This window comes from Saccharopolyspora kobensis (genome assembly GCF_900108315.1).
Lineage (GTDB): Bacteria > Actinomycetota > Actinomycetes > Mycobacteriales > Pseudonocardiaceae > Saccharopolyspora > Saccharopolyspora kobensis.
The window spans coordinates 335,193-350,776 of the sequence record NZ_FNVB01000008.1 but is presented as its reverse complement, the minus strand read 5'-3'; the positions used below and the strand labels follow the sequence as shown (position 1 = coordinate 350,776).

The 15,584-nt window shown below is 70.7% G+C and carries 19 protein-coding genes; 6 read left to right on the top strand and 13 right to left on the bottom strand.

The features are described from left to right. Window positions 1–46: 46 nt before the first annotated feature. From C4T78_RS26795 to C4T78_RS26785, 3 genes are all read right to left on the bottom strand, one after another. The gene (locus C4T78_RS26795) at window positions 47–607 is read right to left on the bottom strand and encodes an RsiG family protein (protein WP_093358207.1); all 561 of its coding nucleotides are present in this window, start codon (window positions 605–607) and stop codon (window positions 47–49) included. Between the two features lie 79 nt (window positions 608–686). Next, the gene (ygfZ, locus tag C4T78_RS26790) at window positions 687–1,826 is read right to left on the bottom strand and encodes a CAF17-like 4Fe-4S cluster assembly/insertion protein YgfZ (RefSeq protein ID WP_177247813.1); all 1,140 of its coding nucleotides are present in this window, start codon (window positions 1,824–1,826) and stop codon (window positions 687–689) included. 67 nt (window positions 1,827–1,893) lie between these two features. Next, complete coding sequence (locus C4T78_RS26785; protein WP_258958363.1) at window positions 1,894–2,322, bottom strand: Fur family transcriptional regulator; 429 nt, start codon at window positions 2,320–2,322, stop codon at window positions 1,894–1,896. 122 nt (window positions 2,323–2,444) lie between these two features. Here C4T78_RS26785 and C4T78_RS26780 point away from each other — a divergent pair, with 122 nt between their 5' ends. Then, window positions 2,445–3,293 (top strand): aminodeoxychorismate lyase, encoded by an 849-nt coding sequence (locus tag C4T78_RS26780; protein ID WP_093358206.1) that lies wholly within the window; start codon window positions 2,445–2,447, stop codon window positions 3,291–3,293. Window positions 3,294–3,489: 196 nt separating this feature from the next. Here the strand turns inward: C4T78_RS26780 and C4T78_RS26775 are convergent, their stop codons facing one another. Further along, entirely contained in the window at window positions 3,490–3,996 is a 507-nt protein-coding gene (locus C4T78_RS26775) for a DinB family protein (RefSeq protein WP_093358205.1), read from the bottom strand. Window positions 3,997–4,125: 129 nt separating this feature from the next. Here C4T78_RS26775 and C4T78_RS26770 point away from each other — a divergent pair, with 129 nt between their 5' ends. Continuing rightward, window positions 4,126–4,701, top strand: a complete 576-nt coding sequence (locus tag C4T78_RS26770; RefSeq protein ID WP_093358204.1) for a hypothetical protein — start codon at window positions 4,126–4,128, stop codon at window positions 4,699–4,701. A gap of 204 nt (window positions 4,702–4,905) precedes the next feature. On the opposite strand, the gene C4T78_RS26765 is transcribed toward C4T78_RS26770, so the two are convergent. Beyond that, window positions 4,906–5,547, bottom strand: coding sequence for a heme-binding beta-barrel domain-containing protein (locus C4T78_RS26765; RefSeq protein WP_093358203.1), 642 nt, complete (start codon window positions 5,545–5,547; stop codon window positions 4,906–4,908). Between the two features lie 224 nt (window positions 5,548–5,771). On the opposite strand from C4T78_RS26765, the gene C4T78_RS26760 reads away from it, so the two are divergent. Further along, on the top strand, window positions 5,772–6,518 hold the full coding sequence (locus tag C4T78_RS26760) for a class I SAM-dependent methyltransferase (RefSeq protein ID WP_093358202.1): 747 nt from the start codon (window positions 5,772–5,774) through the stop codon (window positions 6,516–6,518). A gap of 59 nt (window positions 6,519–6,577) precedes the next feature. Here C4T78_RS26760 and C4T78_RS26755 read toward each other — a convergent pair whose 3' ends face one another. The 7 genes from C4T78_RS26755 to C4T78_RS26730 all read right to left on the bottom strand — a co-directional run bounded on the left by C4T78_RS26755 (window position 6,578) and on the right by C4T78_RS26730 (window position 10,836). Next, entirely contained in the window at window positions 6,578–6,880 is a 303-nt protein-coding gene (locus C4T78_RS26755; RefSeq protein WP_170210246.1) for a DUF1416 domain-containing protein, read from the bottom strand. Between the two features lie 142 nt (window positions 6,881–7,022). After that, window positions 7,023–7,871 (bottom strand): sulfurtransferase, encoded by an 849-nt coding sequence (locus C4T78_RS26750; RefSeq protein WP_093358201.1) that lies wholly within the window; start codon window positions 7,869–7,871, stop codon window positions 7,023–7,025. 30 nt (window positions 7,872–7,901) lie between these two features. Continuing rightward, window positions 7,902–8,351 carry a DUF4395 domain-containing protein gene (locus C4T78_RS26745; protein WP_093358200.1) on the bottom strand — a complete coding sequence of 150 codons (450 nt, stop codon included), beginning with the start codon at window positions 8,349–8,351 and terminating at the stop codon, window positions 7,902–7,904. Window positions 8,352–8,457: 106 nt separating this feature from the next. Then, window positions 8,458–8,532, bottom strand: coding sequence for a putative leader peptide (locus tag C4T78_RS37450; RefSeq protein ID WP_350945149.1), 75 nt, complete (start codon window positions 8,530–8,532; stop codon window positions 8,458–8,460). Between the two features lie 66 nt (window positions 8,533–8,598). Next, a complete protein-coding gene (locus C4T78_RS26740; RefSeq protein ID WP_093358199.1) occupies window positions 8,599–9,033 on the bottom strand; it encodes a TlpA family protein disulfide reductase in 435 nt (144 codons plus the stop codon). Continuing rightward, entirely contained in the window at window positions 9,030–9,833 is an 804-nt protein-coding gene (locus C4T78_RS26735) for an LmeA family phospholipid-binding protein (protein WP_093358198.1), read from the bottom strand. Before C4T78_RS26735 ends, C4T78_RS26740 begins: the two co-directional genes overlap by 4 nt. Before the next feature lie 244 nt (window positions 9,834–10,077). Then, on the bottom strand, window positions 10,078–10,836 hold the full coding sequence (locus C4T78_RS26730) for an alpha/beta hydrolase (protein ID WP_093358197.1): 759 nt from the start codon (window positions 10,834–10,836) through the stop codon (window positions 10,078–10,080). 186 nt (window positions 10,837–11,022) lie between these two features. Here C4T78_RS26730 and C4T78_RS26725 point away from each other — a divergent pair, with 186 nt between their 5' ends. After that, window positions 11,023–11,769: a winged helix-turn-helix transcriptional regulator gene (locus C4T78_RS26725; RefSeq protein WP_093358196.1), complete on the top strand. Its 747-nt coding sequence runs from the start codon at window positions 11,023–11,025 to the stop codon at window positions 11,767–11,769. A gap of 139 nt (window positions 11,770–11,908) precedes the next feature. Here C4T78_RS26725 and C4T78_RS26720 read toward each other — a convergent pair whose 3' ends face one another. Continuing rightward, on the bottom strand, window positions 11,909–13,129 hold the full coding sequence (locus C4T78_RS26720) for an APC family permease (protein WP_093358195.1): 1,221 nt from the start codon (window positions 13,127–13,129) through the stop codon (window positions 11,909–11,911). Window positions 13,130–13,285: 156 nt separating this feature from the next. Here C4T78_RS26720 and mshD point away from each other — a divergent pair, with 156 nt between their 5' ends. Further along, on the top strand, window positions 13,286–14,239 hold the full coding sequence (gene mshD / locus C4T78_RS26715; RefSeq protein ID WP_374703903.1) for a mycothiol synthase: 954 nt from the start codon (window positions 13,286–13,288) through the stop codon (window positions 14,237–14,239). 222 nt (window positions 14,240–14,461) lie between these two features. Further along, a complete protein-coding gene (gene pstS, locus C4T78_RS26710) occupies window positions 14,462–15,574 on the top strand; it encodes a phosphate ABC transporter substrate-binding protein PstS (RefSeq protein WP_093358193.1) in 1,113 nt (370 codons plus the stop codon). Window positions 15,575–15,584 lie beyond the last annotated feature (10 nt).

The following is a 15,584-nucleotide window of genomic DNA, read 5'->3' as shown; positions in this document are numbered from 1 at the left end:
CGCGGCGCGGCACCACCGGCATCCACTTCGGACACCGGTGGTGCGGTCAGTGCCGGTCGCGCTCCTCCGCCAGTCGGTCGTCCACCGAGGCGGCGCCTTCCCGGTAGCGGCGGGCGATCTCGGCGTTGAGCCGGTCCACCACCTGCTGCACCTCGCGGCGGCGCCGGGACACCGAGTCCTCTTCGGCGGTGTAGGCGTCGAGGGCCTGGTCCAGCTTGGCCTCGGACAGCGACGTCACGTTGGAGAGGTCGACGTCGGAGACGAGCGCTTCGACGTGCCTGCGGTGCGCCTCGGCGCGCGAGGGCTCGGTGGTCTGGTAGCGGCCGGAACCGGTCGCCGGACCGACGGCGTTGTCCGAGAGGATGTTCACCAACTGCTCGACCACCGAGGTCGAGCCGCCCTCCGCCCGCCGCCGCTGCTCGGCGCGCACGATGTCGATCCGGGCGTGCAGCACGCGGCGCAGGTACGAGAGGTCGGTCTCCTCCTGCGCCGCCTCGTCCCGCAGCGCCCGCACCTCGCCCAGCACGAGGTCTTCGATTCCACTGGTGTAGTCCGGGGACAGAACCCTGTCGATGCGGCGCCGTCCACCCGGGCGGACTTCGATCACGTGGCCATCCTCCGGCAATTCGGTGGAACTCGCCAACAATTCGCTGATGTCGTTGTGAAAGCGCTGCGTAAAGAACCGGCTACCGGCCGCGCAACCGCTCCGCGGCGACGCGCCCCGGCGGCTCGCCGCTGTCCGGCGGCACCGAATCCGGGTCCACCGCGGCGGCCACCGCCCGGTCCTCCGGGTCGCCCGCGACGAGTTCGGCGTCCACCGGCGTCGAGCGCTTGAGCAGCGCCAGCGCCACCGGGCCGAGCTCGTGGTGCTGCACGACGCTGCCGATCCGGCCGACCTTGCGGTCACCGTGCCACACCGGGTCGCCGGTCTCCGGCTGCACCTCCGCCGAGCCGTCCAGGTGCAGCAGCACCATCCGCCGCGGCGGCTTGCCGACGTTGTGCACCTTCGCCACGGTCTCCTGGCCGCGGTAGCAGCCCTTCGCCACGTGCGCGGCCACGTGCACCCAGCCGAGCTCGTGCGGGATCGCGCGGTCGTCGGTGTCCAGCCCGACGCGCGGGCGCAGCGCCTCCACCCGCAGCGCCTCGAAGGCGAGCGTGCCGGAGGGCCGGATGCCCGCGTCGGTCAGCTTCGTCCACCACTCGACCAGCGATTCGCGCGGCACCACCAGATCGATCGTCGGCAGCGAGCGGTAGGGCACGTTGCGCGCGAACCCGCCGCCGGGCAGCGCCTCCACCTGGTAGGGCTTGGACGGCACCGCCGTGAACTGGGCGAGGATGCCGCCCGCGTCCGGGCCGATCGCGGTGAGCACCGCGAACTCCGCGGTGGCGTCCCGCGGCTCCACTTTGGACCAGAAGCGCATCGCCTCCAGGTACTCCGCGACCGGTTGCCTGCCCTCGACGCCCATCGTCGGCAGCGCGCTGCTGGCCTGCGCACCGGCGTCGGTGTCCAGGTAGACCACGCCCTCGTGGTGGGCGACGAGCAGGTGGCAGTCCACGCGGCCGTGGCTGTCCAGGATCAGCGCCTCGGTGCCCTGCCCCTCCGGCAGCTCGGTCAGGTGCTGCGAGAGCACCAGGTGCAGCCAGCTCAACCGCTCCTCACCCGGCACCGCGAGCACCTGCCGGTGCGACCGGTCGACCAGCACCGCGGAGCGGCTGGCCGAGCGCTGCTCGGCGAACGGATCGCCGAAGTGCCATGGCACGCCCACGTCCACCGCGTCCTCCGGTGCGGGGATCGCACCCGGCAGGTCCAACAGGGGTGAACTCATCAGCGCTCCTCGATGTGTTGCGGGATGTCCGGCCGGCCGGGCGGGGCCGATCGGGACGTGCGTGCCATCAATCCACCTCGGTCGCGCGGCAGCTCCGGCACACGCCGGACAGCGCGAGGTGGGTCGCGTCCAGTTCGAAGCCGCGCTCGCGGCGGAGCTGCTCGGCCAGCGCGTCGAGCGTCTCGGTCGGCACCTCGTCGATCTCGCCGCAGCGGTGGCAGGCGAGGTGGACGTGCTCGTGCTCCTCGACGGAGTAGGTGGGCGCGCCGTGCCCGAGGTGCGTGTGCCGCACCAGCCCGAGCTCCTCCAGCAGGTCCAGCGCGCGGTAGACGGTGGTGATGTTGACCGTGGAGGCGGTGCCCTGCACCTTGCGGCAGACCTGCTCCGGCGTCGCGTGGCCCAGCTCGCGCACGGCGTCCAGCACGAGCTGGCGCTGCGGTGTCATCCGCATGCCACGTTGGTGCAAGGTGCTGCGCAGCGATCCCTGGTCGCTCAATGCCCGCTCCTGTGCTCGGCGCGCTCCGGTCGGCACTTCCGATCGTAACTCCGCTGCGCCGACCACCGGACGCGCGCGCGACCCGGCCCGGATCCGGGCACCCGAGGTTCTACGCTTCCGGCATGCGCGTACTGGCTCTTTTGGACGGGACGATCGTCGACCCCGAGGCTCCGCTGTTCCGCGCCGACGACCTGGGGGTGATGCGCGGCGACGGGATCTTCGAGACGGTCCTCGTCGCCGGTCGGCAGCCGCGGGAGCTCGGCCCGCACCTGGACCGGCTGGAGCGGTCCGCCCGGCTGATGCAGATGCGGCTGCCCGAGCGCGCCGCGTGGGAGCGGGCGGCGCAGGCGGTGATCGACAGCTGGCCGTGGGACACCGAGCCGGAGATGGCGCTGAAGCTGGTGTGCACCCGCGGGCTCGACGAGGGCGACGGCACCCCGCACGGCTTCGCGATGGGCATGCAGATCGGCGAGGACACCCGGCGCAAGCGCCGCGACGGCGTCGCGGCCGTGACGCTGGAGCGCGGCTTCGCGCCGGATCTGATGGACCGCGCGCCCTGGTTGCTGCTGTCGGCGAAGACGCTGTCGTACGCGGTGAACATGGCCGCGCTGCGGGAGGCGGAGTCGCGCGGCGCGCAGGAGGTCATCTTCACCGCGACGGACGACTCGGTGCTGGAGGGCCCGACCTCCACGGTGGTGATCGCCCGCGGCCGCACCCTGGTGACCACCCCGCCGAGCTCCGGCATCCTCCAGGGCACCACGCAGGGCGCGCTGTTCCGCGCCGCCGAGCAGGCGGGCTGGCGGACCGAGGTCTCGGCGTTCCCGGTCTCGGCGCTGTTCGAGGCGGACGGCGTCTGGATGTGCTCCAGCGTCCGCCTGGTGACCCAGGTGCACACCATCGACGGTACGGCGATCAAGGCCGACCCCGAGCTGCACGCGGAGATCTCCCGGCTCTACGAGTCCAACTACTGATCTCAGAGGAGATTTCAATGGAAATCAGCGGGTCGATTTCCATTGAAATCGCGTGGAACCCGACGCACCGTCGGTGTGTCGGGCACCCGACACACCGACGTGGCCCGCAAGTTCAATTGAAATCTCGGCGTCGATTTCAATTGAACTTGCGGGTGGTATCGGTGGGTCGGAACGTCGGCGTGCCTGGAGCGGTAGGTCAGCCCATGGTCTTCTGGCCGTCGATGGTCTCGCGGATGATGTCCGCGTGACCGGCGTGCTGGGCGGTCTCGGCGGCGATGTGCAGCAGCACCCGGCGCACCGTCCAGCGCTTGCCCTTCTCCGCGTCCCACGGCGCTTCCGGGAGCTGGTGGGCGAGGTCGAGGTCGGGGAGGGTCTCGACGATCTCGTCGGTGTTCCGCGCGACCTCGTCGTAGTCGGCCAGCAGCGCTTCCAGCGTGTCCTCGTCGGTCATCCGGAACGTCGCCGCCTGCTCGGCGAAGGCGGCCTCGTCGTAGGCGTCGAACTTGCGGCCGTTGCGGATGAAGTCCGCCCAGTTCCGCTCGACCGCGGTGACGTGCTTGATCAGCCCGCCGAGGCAGAGCTCGCTCTTGGTCGGCCGCGAGCGGGCCTGCTCCTCGCTCAGGTTCTGCACCGTGTGCCGGAGGAAACCGCGGTGCGCCCGCAGCAGTTCCAGGATGTCCGCGCGCTCGCCGGTGGTGGTCATCGTGCCCGCCTCTTTCGTCGTCGTTGCCGATGAAGCTAGTGGCCGGGTCTGACAACCACAGCGCCTGCGCGCAACCCGAACCGCGTCCGGTGCGTCCCTCGTACCGGGGGCCATGAGGAGGTGGCGGAATTGCGCAGACCTGCGCACCGGTGGATCGTCGGCGGCCCGGTCGTGGCCGGACTGCTGTTGGTGAGCGCGGCATGGGCGTGGCAGCTGGCCATGGTGCTGACCGGCTGCGGCGGGGGACTCGGCAACCCGGGCATGACCGGGCAGCTGACCTGGGAATCCTGCGTGGTCTCCGATGAGCGCCCGCTGGTCGAGCTGCCCTGGCACCAGGACGCGTGGATCACCGCGCTGTCGGTGCTGAGCCTCGGGTGCGTGGTGGCCGCGCTGCTGACGTCGAGGTGGGCACCGCGACTGGCCATCGTCGCGGTGTCCGCGCTGGTCTTCGCCGGCGCGGAGATGGGAGTGCGCGGCGTGCGGCGCGGCACCGGCGCCGAGCTGACCCACTACGCGGTTCCGGAGACGGCGAACGTGGCCTCGGAGGCGGGGCGCGAGGGCTGGAAGCTGTTCGTGTCCGAGCAGGAGGTGTTCATCCCGGACGTCGGCACGACGCCGCTGGTCGTGGGATTCGCCGCCGGGCTCGGACTGCTGGGGCTCGTGGTGGTGCTGCTCCGCGAGCAGCACCACGCTCGTGCCTCGTGAAAGCGCTGTGGGTGTAGCCGTCCGCGCTCGTGCAAGCGTCGGCAGCCGCTCGGGGTGACCGCTGGCGGGTTCTGAGTGGTTTCCTGGCGAGGACGGCCCCTCCGCCGTGCATCGGGCATACAGGAGGGGCACCCGCGGTCCGGGGAAGCACTCAGGTTCCGCTGGGCGACCACCCGAGCAGAACGACCACGAAAAAGTTCCTGATCAGCCGACGACGCGGTCCAGCTTGGCGGACAGGCGCGGCTGGAGCTCGTGCTCGGAGGTCGCGCGCTCCTCGACGTAGGCCAGCGAGCCGTCGACCACGCCGTAGAGCCGGCTGGCCGCCGTGACGTCCTCGCTGGACGGGGTGCGCAGGACCGCGTCGGTGCCGAACTGCCAGGTGGTCTGGGCCGTCGGCTGGCCGAAGAACATCTCGGCGACGCCTGTCTCGTGCAGGATCAGCAGCTCGATGGTGTCGTCCGGCTGCGGGCGGAAGAACCCGGTCTCGCGGAACGCGGGGCCGACGACCTCGCCGCCCTCCCCGTCGAGCCGCCACGCGCGGCTCTCGTAGGCCAGGAACGGCCGGCCGTCGTGCGAGATCGTGACCTGCTGGACGAACCGGTAGGTCTCCTCCAGCGACGGGTGCGCGGCCTCGCCCTCACCGCGCCACACGCCGACCATCGGCAGCAGCGCCAGGCACGCGTCGTTCAGCGACGGGCCGAGGCGCAGGTTGGCCGTGTCGCCAGGGCCGGGCAGGTCCTCGAACTCCGGCACGTTGCGGTGCGCGGTGAGCTTGGCGCGCTCGGCAGCTGCGGCGACTGCGGCGTCACCGCTGCCGCGCTGCGGTTCGTTGGGCGTTGCAGTCACGGTGGGAAGGCTACCGGTTGTCCCGGATCAGTCGCTGTACAGGCGGTACACCACGTAGGCGCCGAACCAGATGGTGGCCACGGCGGCGAGGCCGACGAGGGTGACGAGGCCGTAGTGCAGGAAGTCGATAAGTTCCACGGGCAAAGAATAACCACCGAGTGAGCCCGGCGGGGTGTGGCGTCGGGCATGATCTGGCGGGCACCCACGGCCCGGACGGGAATCACATGGACTTCGAGACGTTGCGCGAGCGGGCGCTGGCCTTCCGCGAGGACCTGCTGGCGCGCAAGGACGAGATCGCGCCCAGCGACTTCGGCTGGTACCCGTACGACACGATGGCCAACATCTTCCACCTGGATGCGCTGCTCAGCGGGCCGCAGCGGCAGGTGTTCGACCGGATCGCGGGCACCAGGATCGCCGACATCGGCGCCGCCGACGGCGACTTCGGGTTCTTCCTGGAGGCCGAGCTGGGCTGCCAGGTCGACGTGATCGACAACGCACCGACCAACTTCAACGGCCTGCGCGGCGCGCGGCGGCTGGTGGCGGAGCTGGACTCGAAGGTCCAGGTGCACGAGATCGACCTGGACGCCCAGTTCGAGCTGCCCGCCGAGCACTACGGCGCGGTGTTCTTCCTCGGGCTGCTCTACCACCTGAAGAACCCGTTCTTCGTGCTGGAGCGGCTGGCCGAGCGCGCCGACCTCTGCTTCGTCTCGACCCGGATCGCGCAGCTCACCCCGGACGGCACCCGCATCCAGCAGCAGCCGGTGGCCTACCTGCTGGACCCGACCGAGGCGAACAACGACGCGACCAACTTCTGGATCTTCAGCGAGGCGGGGCTGCGCCGGCTGTTCGACCGCGCCGGCTGGGAGGTCGTGGACTTCACCACGGTCGGCTGCACGCAGGACTCCAACCCGAGCGCCCAGGACCGCGACGAACGCGCCTTCGCCCTGCTCCGCTCCAAGAAGACCCGCTGATCAGACGATGAAGGGCACCTCCGAGCCGCGGCCCGGAGGTGCCCTCCACCTCGAACAGATCAGGCGACCGCGATGTCCACCGCGTGCACGCCGGGGCCCGCCGTGGTGACGGCGGACTGGCCCTTGCCGTCGCGGTGCAGGGCCCGGACCGTCCAGTCGCCGGGGGCGGCGTAGAAGCGGAAGTCGCCCTCCGGGGAGGAGACGACCTCCGCGGTGAACTCACCGGAGGAGTCCAGCAGGCGGACGAAAGCTCCGCCGACCGGCTGGTCCCCGGCCCGCACCTTCCCGGCCACCACGACCTGGTCGGTGTCCTCGGCCACCGCCGTCGCCGACTGCTGCGGCGCTCCGCATCCGCTGCTCATGCTCATCTCTCCTTCGGTTCGAGGACCTGCCTCAGACCTTCGCGTTTCGGTTTGGTTTTGAAACGCCGCCAGGCGTTCACACCCTCGGCGCTTGCACCGCTGCGGGCACCGCCACGCAACGCAACCACTGGAAACTGCGTGTTCAGTTCTTGGCGGCTTCGGTGGGGTTCTCGATCGGGACGCCCACGAGCGAGCCGTACTCGGTCCAGGAGCCGTCGTAGTTCTTGACGTTGGTGTTGCCCAGCAGCTCGCGCAGGACGAACCAGGTGTGCGAGGAGCGCTCGCCGATGCGGCAGTAGGCGATGGTGTCCTTCGCGGTGTCCAGCCCGGCCTCGGCGTAGATCTCCTTCAGCTCCTCGTCGGACTTGAAGGTGCCGTCCTCGTTCGCGGCCTTGCTCCACGGGACGTTGATCGCCGACGGGATGTGCCCGGCGCGCTGCGCCGATTCCTGCGGCAGGTGGGCGGGCGCGAGCAGCTTGCCGGCGAACTCGTCGGGCGAGCGCACGTCGACCAGGTTCTTGTTGCCGATCGCGTCGACCACCTCGTCGCGGAACGCGCGGATCGAGGTGTCCGGCTCCTGCGCCTGGTAGGTGGTGGCGGGCTTGTTCGGCTCCTCCTTGGTGAGCTCGCGACCGTCGAGCTCCCACTTCTTGCGGCCGCCGTCGAGCAGCTTGACGTCGCCGTGGCCGTAGAGCTTGAAGTACCAGTAGGCGTAGGCGGCGAACCAGTTGTTGTTGCCGCCGTAGAGGATCACCGTGTCGTCGTTGCTGATGCCCTTGGCGGACAGCAGCTTCTGGAAGCCCTCGCGGTCGACGAAGTCACGGCGCACGTGGTCCTGGAGCTCGTTCTTCCAGTCCAGCTTGATGGCACCCGGGATGTGGCCGCCGTCGTAGGCGGTGGTGTCCTCGTCGACCTCGGCGAAGACGATCCCGGCGGTGTTCAGGTTCTCTTCGGCCCACTCGGTGGAAACCAGGACCTCTGCGCGGCTCATCGAGCGACTCCTTCGTTGATCTTCGGTGGTTCAGCGGGGATCTGGAGCGGACGCCCCGGCGGGTGCCAACCGTCGGAGCACGAGGTAGAGCTGGCAGCCGAGGCAGTAGCCGAACACCGCGTTCAGCAGTGCGGCGACCAGCGCTAACGCGTTCGCGACGAGGCCGAGGGTGGTCCACCCGGCCGCGTAGCCGATGGTCGCCACCAGGGCGAACGCGAACCCGATGCCCTGCGAGAACCGGACGGGTGCCGGTTCTTCGCGCTCGGCCTGGTCGATCGGGGCGAGACGCGGTTGCACCGCCTGCCGGTACACGAAGCCCCACGGGTTGAGCCGCATGCCGAGGAACGCGCACAGACCGAACAGCACCATCTGCGCGGCCATCACCCGCCAGCTGGCGGTGATCAGGCCGAGGGCGAGGATCGCGCTGGTGATCGCGGCGGTGAAGCGGACGCCGCGCGGGTCGAGCGTGCCGGCAGACATGGGACCTCCTGACTGTGGACTTCGGCTGCCGAGTCCGTCAGGCGGTGTGGACGAGCACCTGCGTCACGACACGGCCGTGCGAGGTGCAAGACGTACTACCGCCCGGTCAGTGCCCGCAACACAGGCTGCTACCCACGCGGCAGAGATCGACCGCGCGCCTTCGGGTCAGCAGTACATGCACGGCTCGGAGGTTACCGGCTGGACCGATCGGCGGGAAGGACGTTCACAGGGTGGGACGCGCGGCCGGTCAGGCGAGGTGGGGTTGGAGGGCGGTGGCGAGGTTGTCGCGGTGCGGGACGCCCTTGATGCGGAACAGCTCGTCGCCCGCGGCGTTCAGGACGAGGGTCGTCGGCGTGGTGTGCACGCGCAGGGGCGTGGACCACTCCGGGTGGTCGGTGAGGTCGACCTCGACGTGGCGGACGCCGCCGGTGCGCTGGGCGAAGTCGGCCAGCAGGACGCGGGTGTGGCGGCACGGCGCGCAGAAGGTCGTCGACAGCTGCAGCAGCGTGACCTTCGCGTCGGGACCGTCGGCGAGGCGCTGCTTGAGGGCGTCGGGGAGGAGTTCGGTCATGTTCTGGCCACCATTCCGCTCGCGGGCCTTGCCCTGCCCGGCCTTCCACACCGCGCCGCCCAGCAGCGCCGCGGCCACGGCGATCAGCAGCGCCCAGACGCCCGCGCTCACCCGGTGGTCACCCCGCCGGCGCTGATCGTGACGTTGTCCGCGACGCCCTCGACGACCAGCGCGCCGCGCTCGGCGCGCACCGCGGTGGGCTTGACCTCGAACGGCAGCATGCCCGGGTCGAGCGTGGTGCTGAACTGCTTGAGCACCGACTTCTCGAAGATCGACGGGAGTTCGATGGCGCCGAAGGTGCTGTTGTTCAGGTCCAGCTTCCGCGGCTCGATCTGCATCTTGCTGTTGACCAGCGACAGCACCGCGATCACCCGCACCTTGTTGTCCGAGCCCGCGATGTTCACGGTGCCGTCGAGCTGCACCACCGCCTTGGTGCGGTCGGTGCCCGCCGAGAGCTGCTCGTCGGCCGCGCTGATGTTGCCGTCGTCGTCGGCCAGCGCGTCCTTGGCGGCCGGGTTGACGGTGAGGTCCTGGATGCCGATCAGCCGCGCCACGTCGGAGGCCCGCAGCTTCACCCGGCCGACGAGCTCGTCGACGACGAGGCGGTCGGCGGTGCCCGCGATCAGCTCGGAGGTGGACACCTGCGCCCCGTGCAGGTCGGCCTCGATGCCGACCTCGTTGAACGGGCCCACCGGCACCGCGTTGGCCACCAGCTGCACGTCCCGGTAGTTCCCGGCGATCACCTGGGTGAGGAACGGGAAGCCGTTGATCCGCACCTCGGGGTTCTCGCGCAGCTGCAGCTGCTCGGCGACCTTCTTCGACACCTGGTACTCGGCGATGGCAGCACCGCCGAAGTCGGCGCCCACCAGCAGACCCGCGACGATCACGAGGGCGATGACGAGCTTCTTCACCGAGCGGTCCGTTTCTGTCGGGGGCAACCGGCGGTTCAGCGGAGAGCCTGTCGGCGGATGTCGTCCGCGCCTGTGCGGGCGGCGCCAGCCGCTTCGAGCACGCGTGCGGGCCGCCCACCCGCGGGTTCTGAGCGCTCTCCCGGTGAGGACGGCCCCTCCGCCGTCCAGGAGGGGCGCCCGCAGGCCGGGGAAGCTCTCAGCTTCCGCTGAGTGACCACGCGAGCAACGCAACCACCGGCAGATTCTAAGAACCACCACGATCGGGTGGTGTCACTGTATCTGCCGCCCACCGCGCGATGCGGTCCACCAAGTTCGGCGTGGCTGCGCTCTCGGCGTGTCGCATGCCCGCTTCCAGCCACAGCTCGCCGCCGCCCGCTTCGCTTAGGGCGACCGCGTCGGCGACCGGGAAGTAGTGGTCATCGGTGCCGTGCACGATCAGCTGCGGAACCGGGATGCGGCGGACGAGCTCGATCGGCGAGACCGGCACCTCGCTCCAGGGCGGGGCGAGGCGGACGCCGAGCAGACGGGCGCTCCACCGGCCGTGCGGTTGCTCCAGCAGCCAGTGCAGCCTGCGCATCGCGGGCGTGTCGCGCACCCACCAGCGCGCGGGGCTGCTGACCGCGACCACCGCGTCCGGCGGCGTGCCCAGGGCGGCCTGGCGCAGCACCACCGCGCCGCCCAGCGAGAAGCCGATCGTGACGATCCGGCGGCAGCCGAGCTCGCGCAGGTGGGCGACGGCGGCGTCGATGTCCAGCGCTTCGGCCGGGCCGACGGTGGTGCGGCCGCCGGAGCGCCCGTGGCCGCGGAAGTCGGTCGCGAGCACCGGGCCGCGCCGGGCTAGGCGGTGCAGGACCCGCTGCACGGTGGGCTTGCGGATGTGGTTGGTGAAGCCGTGCCCGAGGACGAACCCGAGGTCGGCGGGCAGCCCGGGGCCGGGCAGCAGCAGGCCGCGCAGCGCGGTCCCGTCGGCGGCCGACAGCGCCACCGCGCGAGGCCGAAACATCCGCGCAACATCGGGGCGGCTGTTGTTCACAAATGTGATGCGACCCGTTGGACCTGGGTTTTTCCGCTGCATGTCGGTTATTCTCCTTGCCATCCACAGGCAACGACGCCGAGTCATCCGCCGCGTGCGGTTGGCCACTCCCGGCCCGGACGTCGGGTTCTCGCCTTGGGGACGGAGGCCCTCCAGATGAGCTCCGAACTGCTGCTGCTGACCAGTGAAGAAGAGTGCGAAGCCGTGCTGCCCGCGCTCGCCCTGCTGCCCCACCGGGTGCGGGTGCTGCCCGCCGACCCCGGTTCGGTCCTCGCCAGCGGCGCGCACGATGCGATCGTGGTGGACGCCCGCACCGACCTGGTCGGCGCCCGCGATCTGTGCCGCCTGCTGTCGGCCGGTGACGTACCGGTGATCGCCCTGGTCAACGAGGGCGGACTGGTCACGATCAGCTCCGAGTGGGGCGTGGACGAGATCCTGCTGCCGACCACCGGGCCCGCGGAGATCGACGCCCGGCTGCGCCTGCTGATCTCGCGGCTCAGCTCCGCGGGCAGCGCTGACGACGGCATGCTGAGCGTCGGCGACCTGGTGATCGAGGAAGCGACCTACACGGCACGGCTGAAGGGCCGGGCGCTGGAGCTCACCTACAAGGAGTTCGAGCTGCTCAAGTACCTCGCCCAGCACGCGGGCCGGGTGTTCACCCGCGCGCAGCTGCTGCAGGAGGTGTGGGGCTACGACTTCTTCGGCGGCACCCGCACGGTCGACGTCCACGTCCGCCGCCTGCGCGCGAAGCTCGGCCCGGAGCACGACTCGATGATCGGCACGGTCCGCAACGTGGGCTACAAGTTCGTCCGCCCGAACCGCGGCACCAGCCCGATCGCAGCGGAGACCCGCGAGTCCGCCGCTCGCGAGACCCCGTCCCGCGAGACCACCTTCGCCCGCTGACCGACGACCGGCGACCGTGCGTTGTGCCGTGATCGGACGCGATTTCAATTGAAATCAGACGTCTGATTTCAATTGAAATCGCGGAGTTCTCCACAGCGGCGGCGGGAACCGTCCACAGGTGTCGGCGTGTCGTGCCCGCCTAGGACTTGCGGTGGCGCCGGGCCCAGATCACGGCGCCGATCGCGAAGCAGACCAGACCGGCCAGCACCGATGACCAGGGCAGCGCGAAGGCGAGCACCGCGCAGCCCGCGAGGCCGAGCGCCGGGAGCGCGCGGGGGAACCAGCGCAGCTCGCGAGGCAGGGTGAGCGCCGAGGCGTTGGCGATCGCGTAGTAGCCCAGCACCCCGAACGACGAGAAGCCGATCGCGCCGCGCAGATCCGTGACCAGCACCAGCACCACCACCGCCGCGGTGATCAGCAGCTCCGCGCGGAGCGGCGTGGCCAAGCGCGGGTGGACCGAGGCCAGCGGAGCGGGCAGGTCGCGACCCCGCGCCATCGCCAGCGTCGTCCGGCCGACTCCGGCGAGCAGCGCGAGCAGGGCACCGAGCGCCGCCAGCCCGGCGCCGATCACGGCGAACGGCGCGAGCTGCGGCAGACCACCCGCGCGCACCGCATCGGCCAGCGGTGCCGACGACGCCGCGAGGCCGGGGCCGAGCGCGACCAGCAGCGTGCTCCCCACCGCGAAGTACAGGCACACCACGATCCCGAGCGCGATCGGGATCGCGCGGGGGATCGTGCGCTGCGGATCGCGGACCTCCTCGCCGAGGGTCGCGATGCGGGCGTAGCCCGCGAAAGCGAAGAAGAGCAGGCCGGCGGCCTGCAGCACGCCCAGCGGCGCAGGCGGCAGCACCGAGGCGGGAGCCGAGGCGCCGCCGAGCCACACCGCGAGCAGCGAAGCTGCGAGCGCGGCGAGCGTGAGCGCGAGCAGGATGCGAGCGAGCTTCGCGGTGCGGGTGATGCCGACGCAGTTCACCGCGCCCAGAGCCGCGGCGAACGCCGCGGCGGCGGGCTTGGCGTGCGCGGGGAGGAGGTACTCGGCGGCGGTCAGCGCCATCGCCGCGCAGGAGGCCGTCTTGCCGATCACGAAGCCCCAGCCCGCGAGGAAGCCCCAGAACGGACCGAGGCGCTCGCGGCCGTACACGTATGTTCCGCCCGCTGCCGGGTACTGGGCGGCCAGCGCCGCTGAGCTGCTGGCGTTGCAGAACGCGATGATCGCGGCCAGCAGCAGGCTGATCAGCAGTGCCGAGCCGGCCGCTGCCGCCGCTGGGGCGAACGCGCTGAACAGGCCCGCGCCGATCATCGATCCGAGCCCGATCACCACGGCGTCGGTGGTGGTCAGGCGTCGCTGGAGTTGGGGCACGCGGCACTCCTGGCGGTTCGTTTCCGCTGTTCAGCTCCCGTGAGCGGTTCGGGGTGCCATAGCGCCCCGAAGCACTCACGGGACGCTACCTGGAGAAACCGCCCGCGGAACCCCTCTTCACGCGTTGTTCGCCGGGAAGCTGGGTAACGTCGGGGCGTGCAGCTGACATGGCGTAATGGACTGGACAGCACAGAAGCGGCCGAGGTCATGGGCCTGCTCGACAAGACAGCGGCGGCCGACGGGGTCGCTCCCGTCGGCGAGCACGTGATCCTCCGGTTGAAGGCGCACCGCGACGTCGTCCACCAGATCGAGCCGGTGCAGGCCGACGTGCGCTCCGAGCACTTCGTGCTGCGCGACGCGGGCGGCAGTCTCATCGGGTACGCGCACCTGGACACCGAGCACGAGAAGACCTCCGGCCAGCTGGTCGCCGAGCTGGCGGTCGATCCCGACCACCGGCGCAAGGGCGCGGGCGCGCGCCTGGTCGAGGCGCTGCTGGACCGCGCGGAGCTCTCCGCCGAACCCGCCCCGGACACTGCCCGGCTGCGGATCTGGTCGCACGGCGAGCTCCCGGGCGCGGTGCGGCTGGCCGAGCGGTACGGCTTCGGCCGGCCGCGCGAGCTGTGGCGGATGGGCCGGGAGCTCGCCGAGCCGGAGCTGCCGGAGGTCGAGCTGCGGGAGGGCGTGCGGCTGCGCACCTTCCGGCCGGATCGCGACGAGGCCGCCGTGGTGGCGGTCAACCACCGGGCGTTCTCCTGGCACCCGGAGCAGGGTGGCATGACCGAGCAGGACCTGCGGGCGAAGGAGCGCGAGGGCTGGTTCGACCCGAACGGGTTCTTCCTCGCCGTCGACGACCGCGATGAGCTGCTCGGATTCCACTGGACGAAGGTGCATCCCGACGGAACGGGTGAGGTCTACGTCGTCGGGGTGGACCCGGACGCGCAAGGCGGTGGGCTGGGGCGGTCACTCACAGTGGCCGGTCTACGACACCTGAGCGACACTGGTTGCCGCCAGGTGATGCTCTACGTCGAGGCGGACAACGCACCGGCGGTGAAGGTGTACCAGCGATTGGGGTTCGCGAAATGGGATGTGGACGTGCAATTCGGGCGATGACCGTCCCGTGCTGTGCGTCACCGTTACTCCCCGGTTTCGCCCCTTTGTTCCCCCGAAGGTATGTGCGTCTCCTTACTAAGCGTGCCTTGTTCACCTTCCGTTCACCTGGATGGTGAGGGGTGTCCACCCCGGCTCCTTAACGTCCCCGGTGCGCGGCGAAGAGCACGGGCCGACCAGGGGCTCGGTCGCGCAACCGCAGGTTTTTCCGAGTGGAGGAACGAAGTGAAGATCAAGCGGCACAGCGCTGCGTTCGCCGTTCTCGCCGCGGGCGCGCTCGTGCTCGCCGGCTGCGGCTCCGACCAGAACGCGCAGGGGGGCGGCAACCCGGCTCTGGACGCACTGCAGGTCGAGTGCGGCACCAAGCCGGTCTCGGGCGAGGGCTCCTCGGCGCAGAAGAACGCGGTCGACGTCTTCGCTCGCGACTACGGCCTCAAGTGCCAGGGTCAGAACGTCAACTACACCAAGTCCGGTTCGGGCAAGGGCGTGGCCGCCTTCACCGCGGGCCAGGTCGACTTCGGCGGTTCCGACTCGCCGCTGAACGAGGAGAAGGGCGAGGTGGCCGCGGCCGCCCAGCGCTGCCAGGGCAACCCGGCCTGGAACCTCCCGATGGTGTTCGGCCCGGTCGCCATCGCCTACAACCTGGACGGCGTCCAGGACCTCACCCTGAACGCCGACGTGATCGGCAAGATCTACCAGGGTCAGATCAAGACCTGGGACGACCCGGCGATCAAGGCGCTGAACCCGAACGCGCAGCTGCCGTCCACCGCCATCGTGCCGTTCTTCCGCTCGGACGAGTCGGGCACCACCGACAACTTCCAGAAGTACCTGAGCACCGCCACCGGTGGCGCCTGGACCGGCAAGGGCAAGACCTTCCAGGGCGGCCCGGGCGTCGGCCAGGGCCGTGAGGGCAGCGACCAGGTCGCGCAGTCGGTGAAGGCCACCCCGGGTGCCATCACCTACGTCGAGTGGTCGTTCGCCAAGAACCTCCAGCTGGGCCAGGCCAAGATCGACAGCGGTTCCGGCCCGGTCGAGCTGACCACCGAGAACGTCGGCAAGGCCATCGACGGCGCCCAGATCGAGGGCGAGGGCCACGACCTGCGCGTCAACCTCGAGTCCATCTACGGCAACAAGGCCGCCGGGGTCTACCCGATCGTCCTCAACACCTACGAGATCGTCTGCTCCAAGGGCTACGACGCGGAGACCGCGAAGGCGGTCAAGGCGTTCCTGACGGTCGCCGCCAACGCCGACGCCCAGCAGCTGCAGGACGCCGGCTACGTGCCGCTGCCGGAGGCCTTCAAGGCCAAGGTCACCGAAGCCGTCAACGCCATCTCCTGAGTAACCCGGG

What these genes read in the sequence shown, in the direction of transcription:
- ygfZ (WP_177247813.1), bottom strand. Translation starts at nt 1,826, where the DNA reads ATGAGTTCACCCCTGTTGGACCTGCCGGGTGCGATCCCCGCACCGGAG.
- C4T78_RS26780 (WP_093358206.1), top strand. Translation starts at nt 2,445, where the DNA reads ATGCGCGTACTGGCTCTTTTGGACGGGACGATCGTCGACCCCGAGGCT.
- C4T78_RS26775 (WP_093358205.1), bottom strand. Translation starts at nt 3,996, where the DNA reads ATGACCACCACCGGCGAGCGCGCGGACATCCTGGAACTGCTGCGGGCG.
- C4T78_RS26760 (WP_093358202.1), top strand. Translation starts at nt 5,772, where the DNA reads ATGGACTTCGAGACGTTGCGCGAGCGGGCGCTGGCCTTCCGCGAGGAC.
- C4T78_RS26755 (WP_170210246.1), bottom strand. Translation starts at nt 6,880, where the DNA reads ATGAGCAGCGGATGCGGAGCGCCGCAGCAGTCGGCGACGGCGGTGGCC.
- C4T78_RS26750 (WP_093358201.1), bottom strand. Translation starts at nt 7,871, where the DNA reads ATGAGCCGCGCAGAGGTCCTGGTTTCCACCGAGTGGGCCGAAGAGAAC.
- C4T78_RS26745 (WP_093358200.1), bottom strand. Translation starts at nt 8,351, where the DNA reads ATGTCTGCCGGCACGCTCGACCCGCGCGGCGTCCGCTTCACCGCCGCG.
- C4T78_RS26730 (WP_093358197.1), bottom strand. Translation starts at nt 10,836, where the DNA reads ATGTTTCGGCCTCGCGCGGTGGCGCTGTCGGCCGCCGACGGGACCGCG.
- C4T78_RS26725 (WP_093358196.1), top strand. Translation starts at nt 11,023, where the DNA reads ATGAGCTCCGAACTGCTGCTGCTGACCAGTGAAGAAGAGTGCGAAGCC.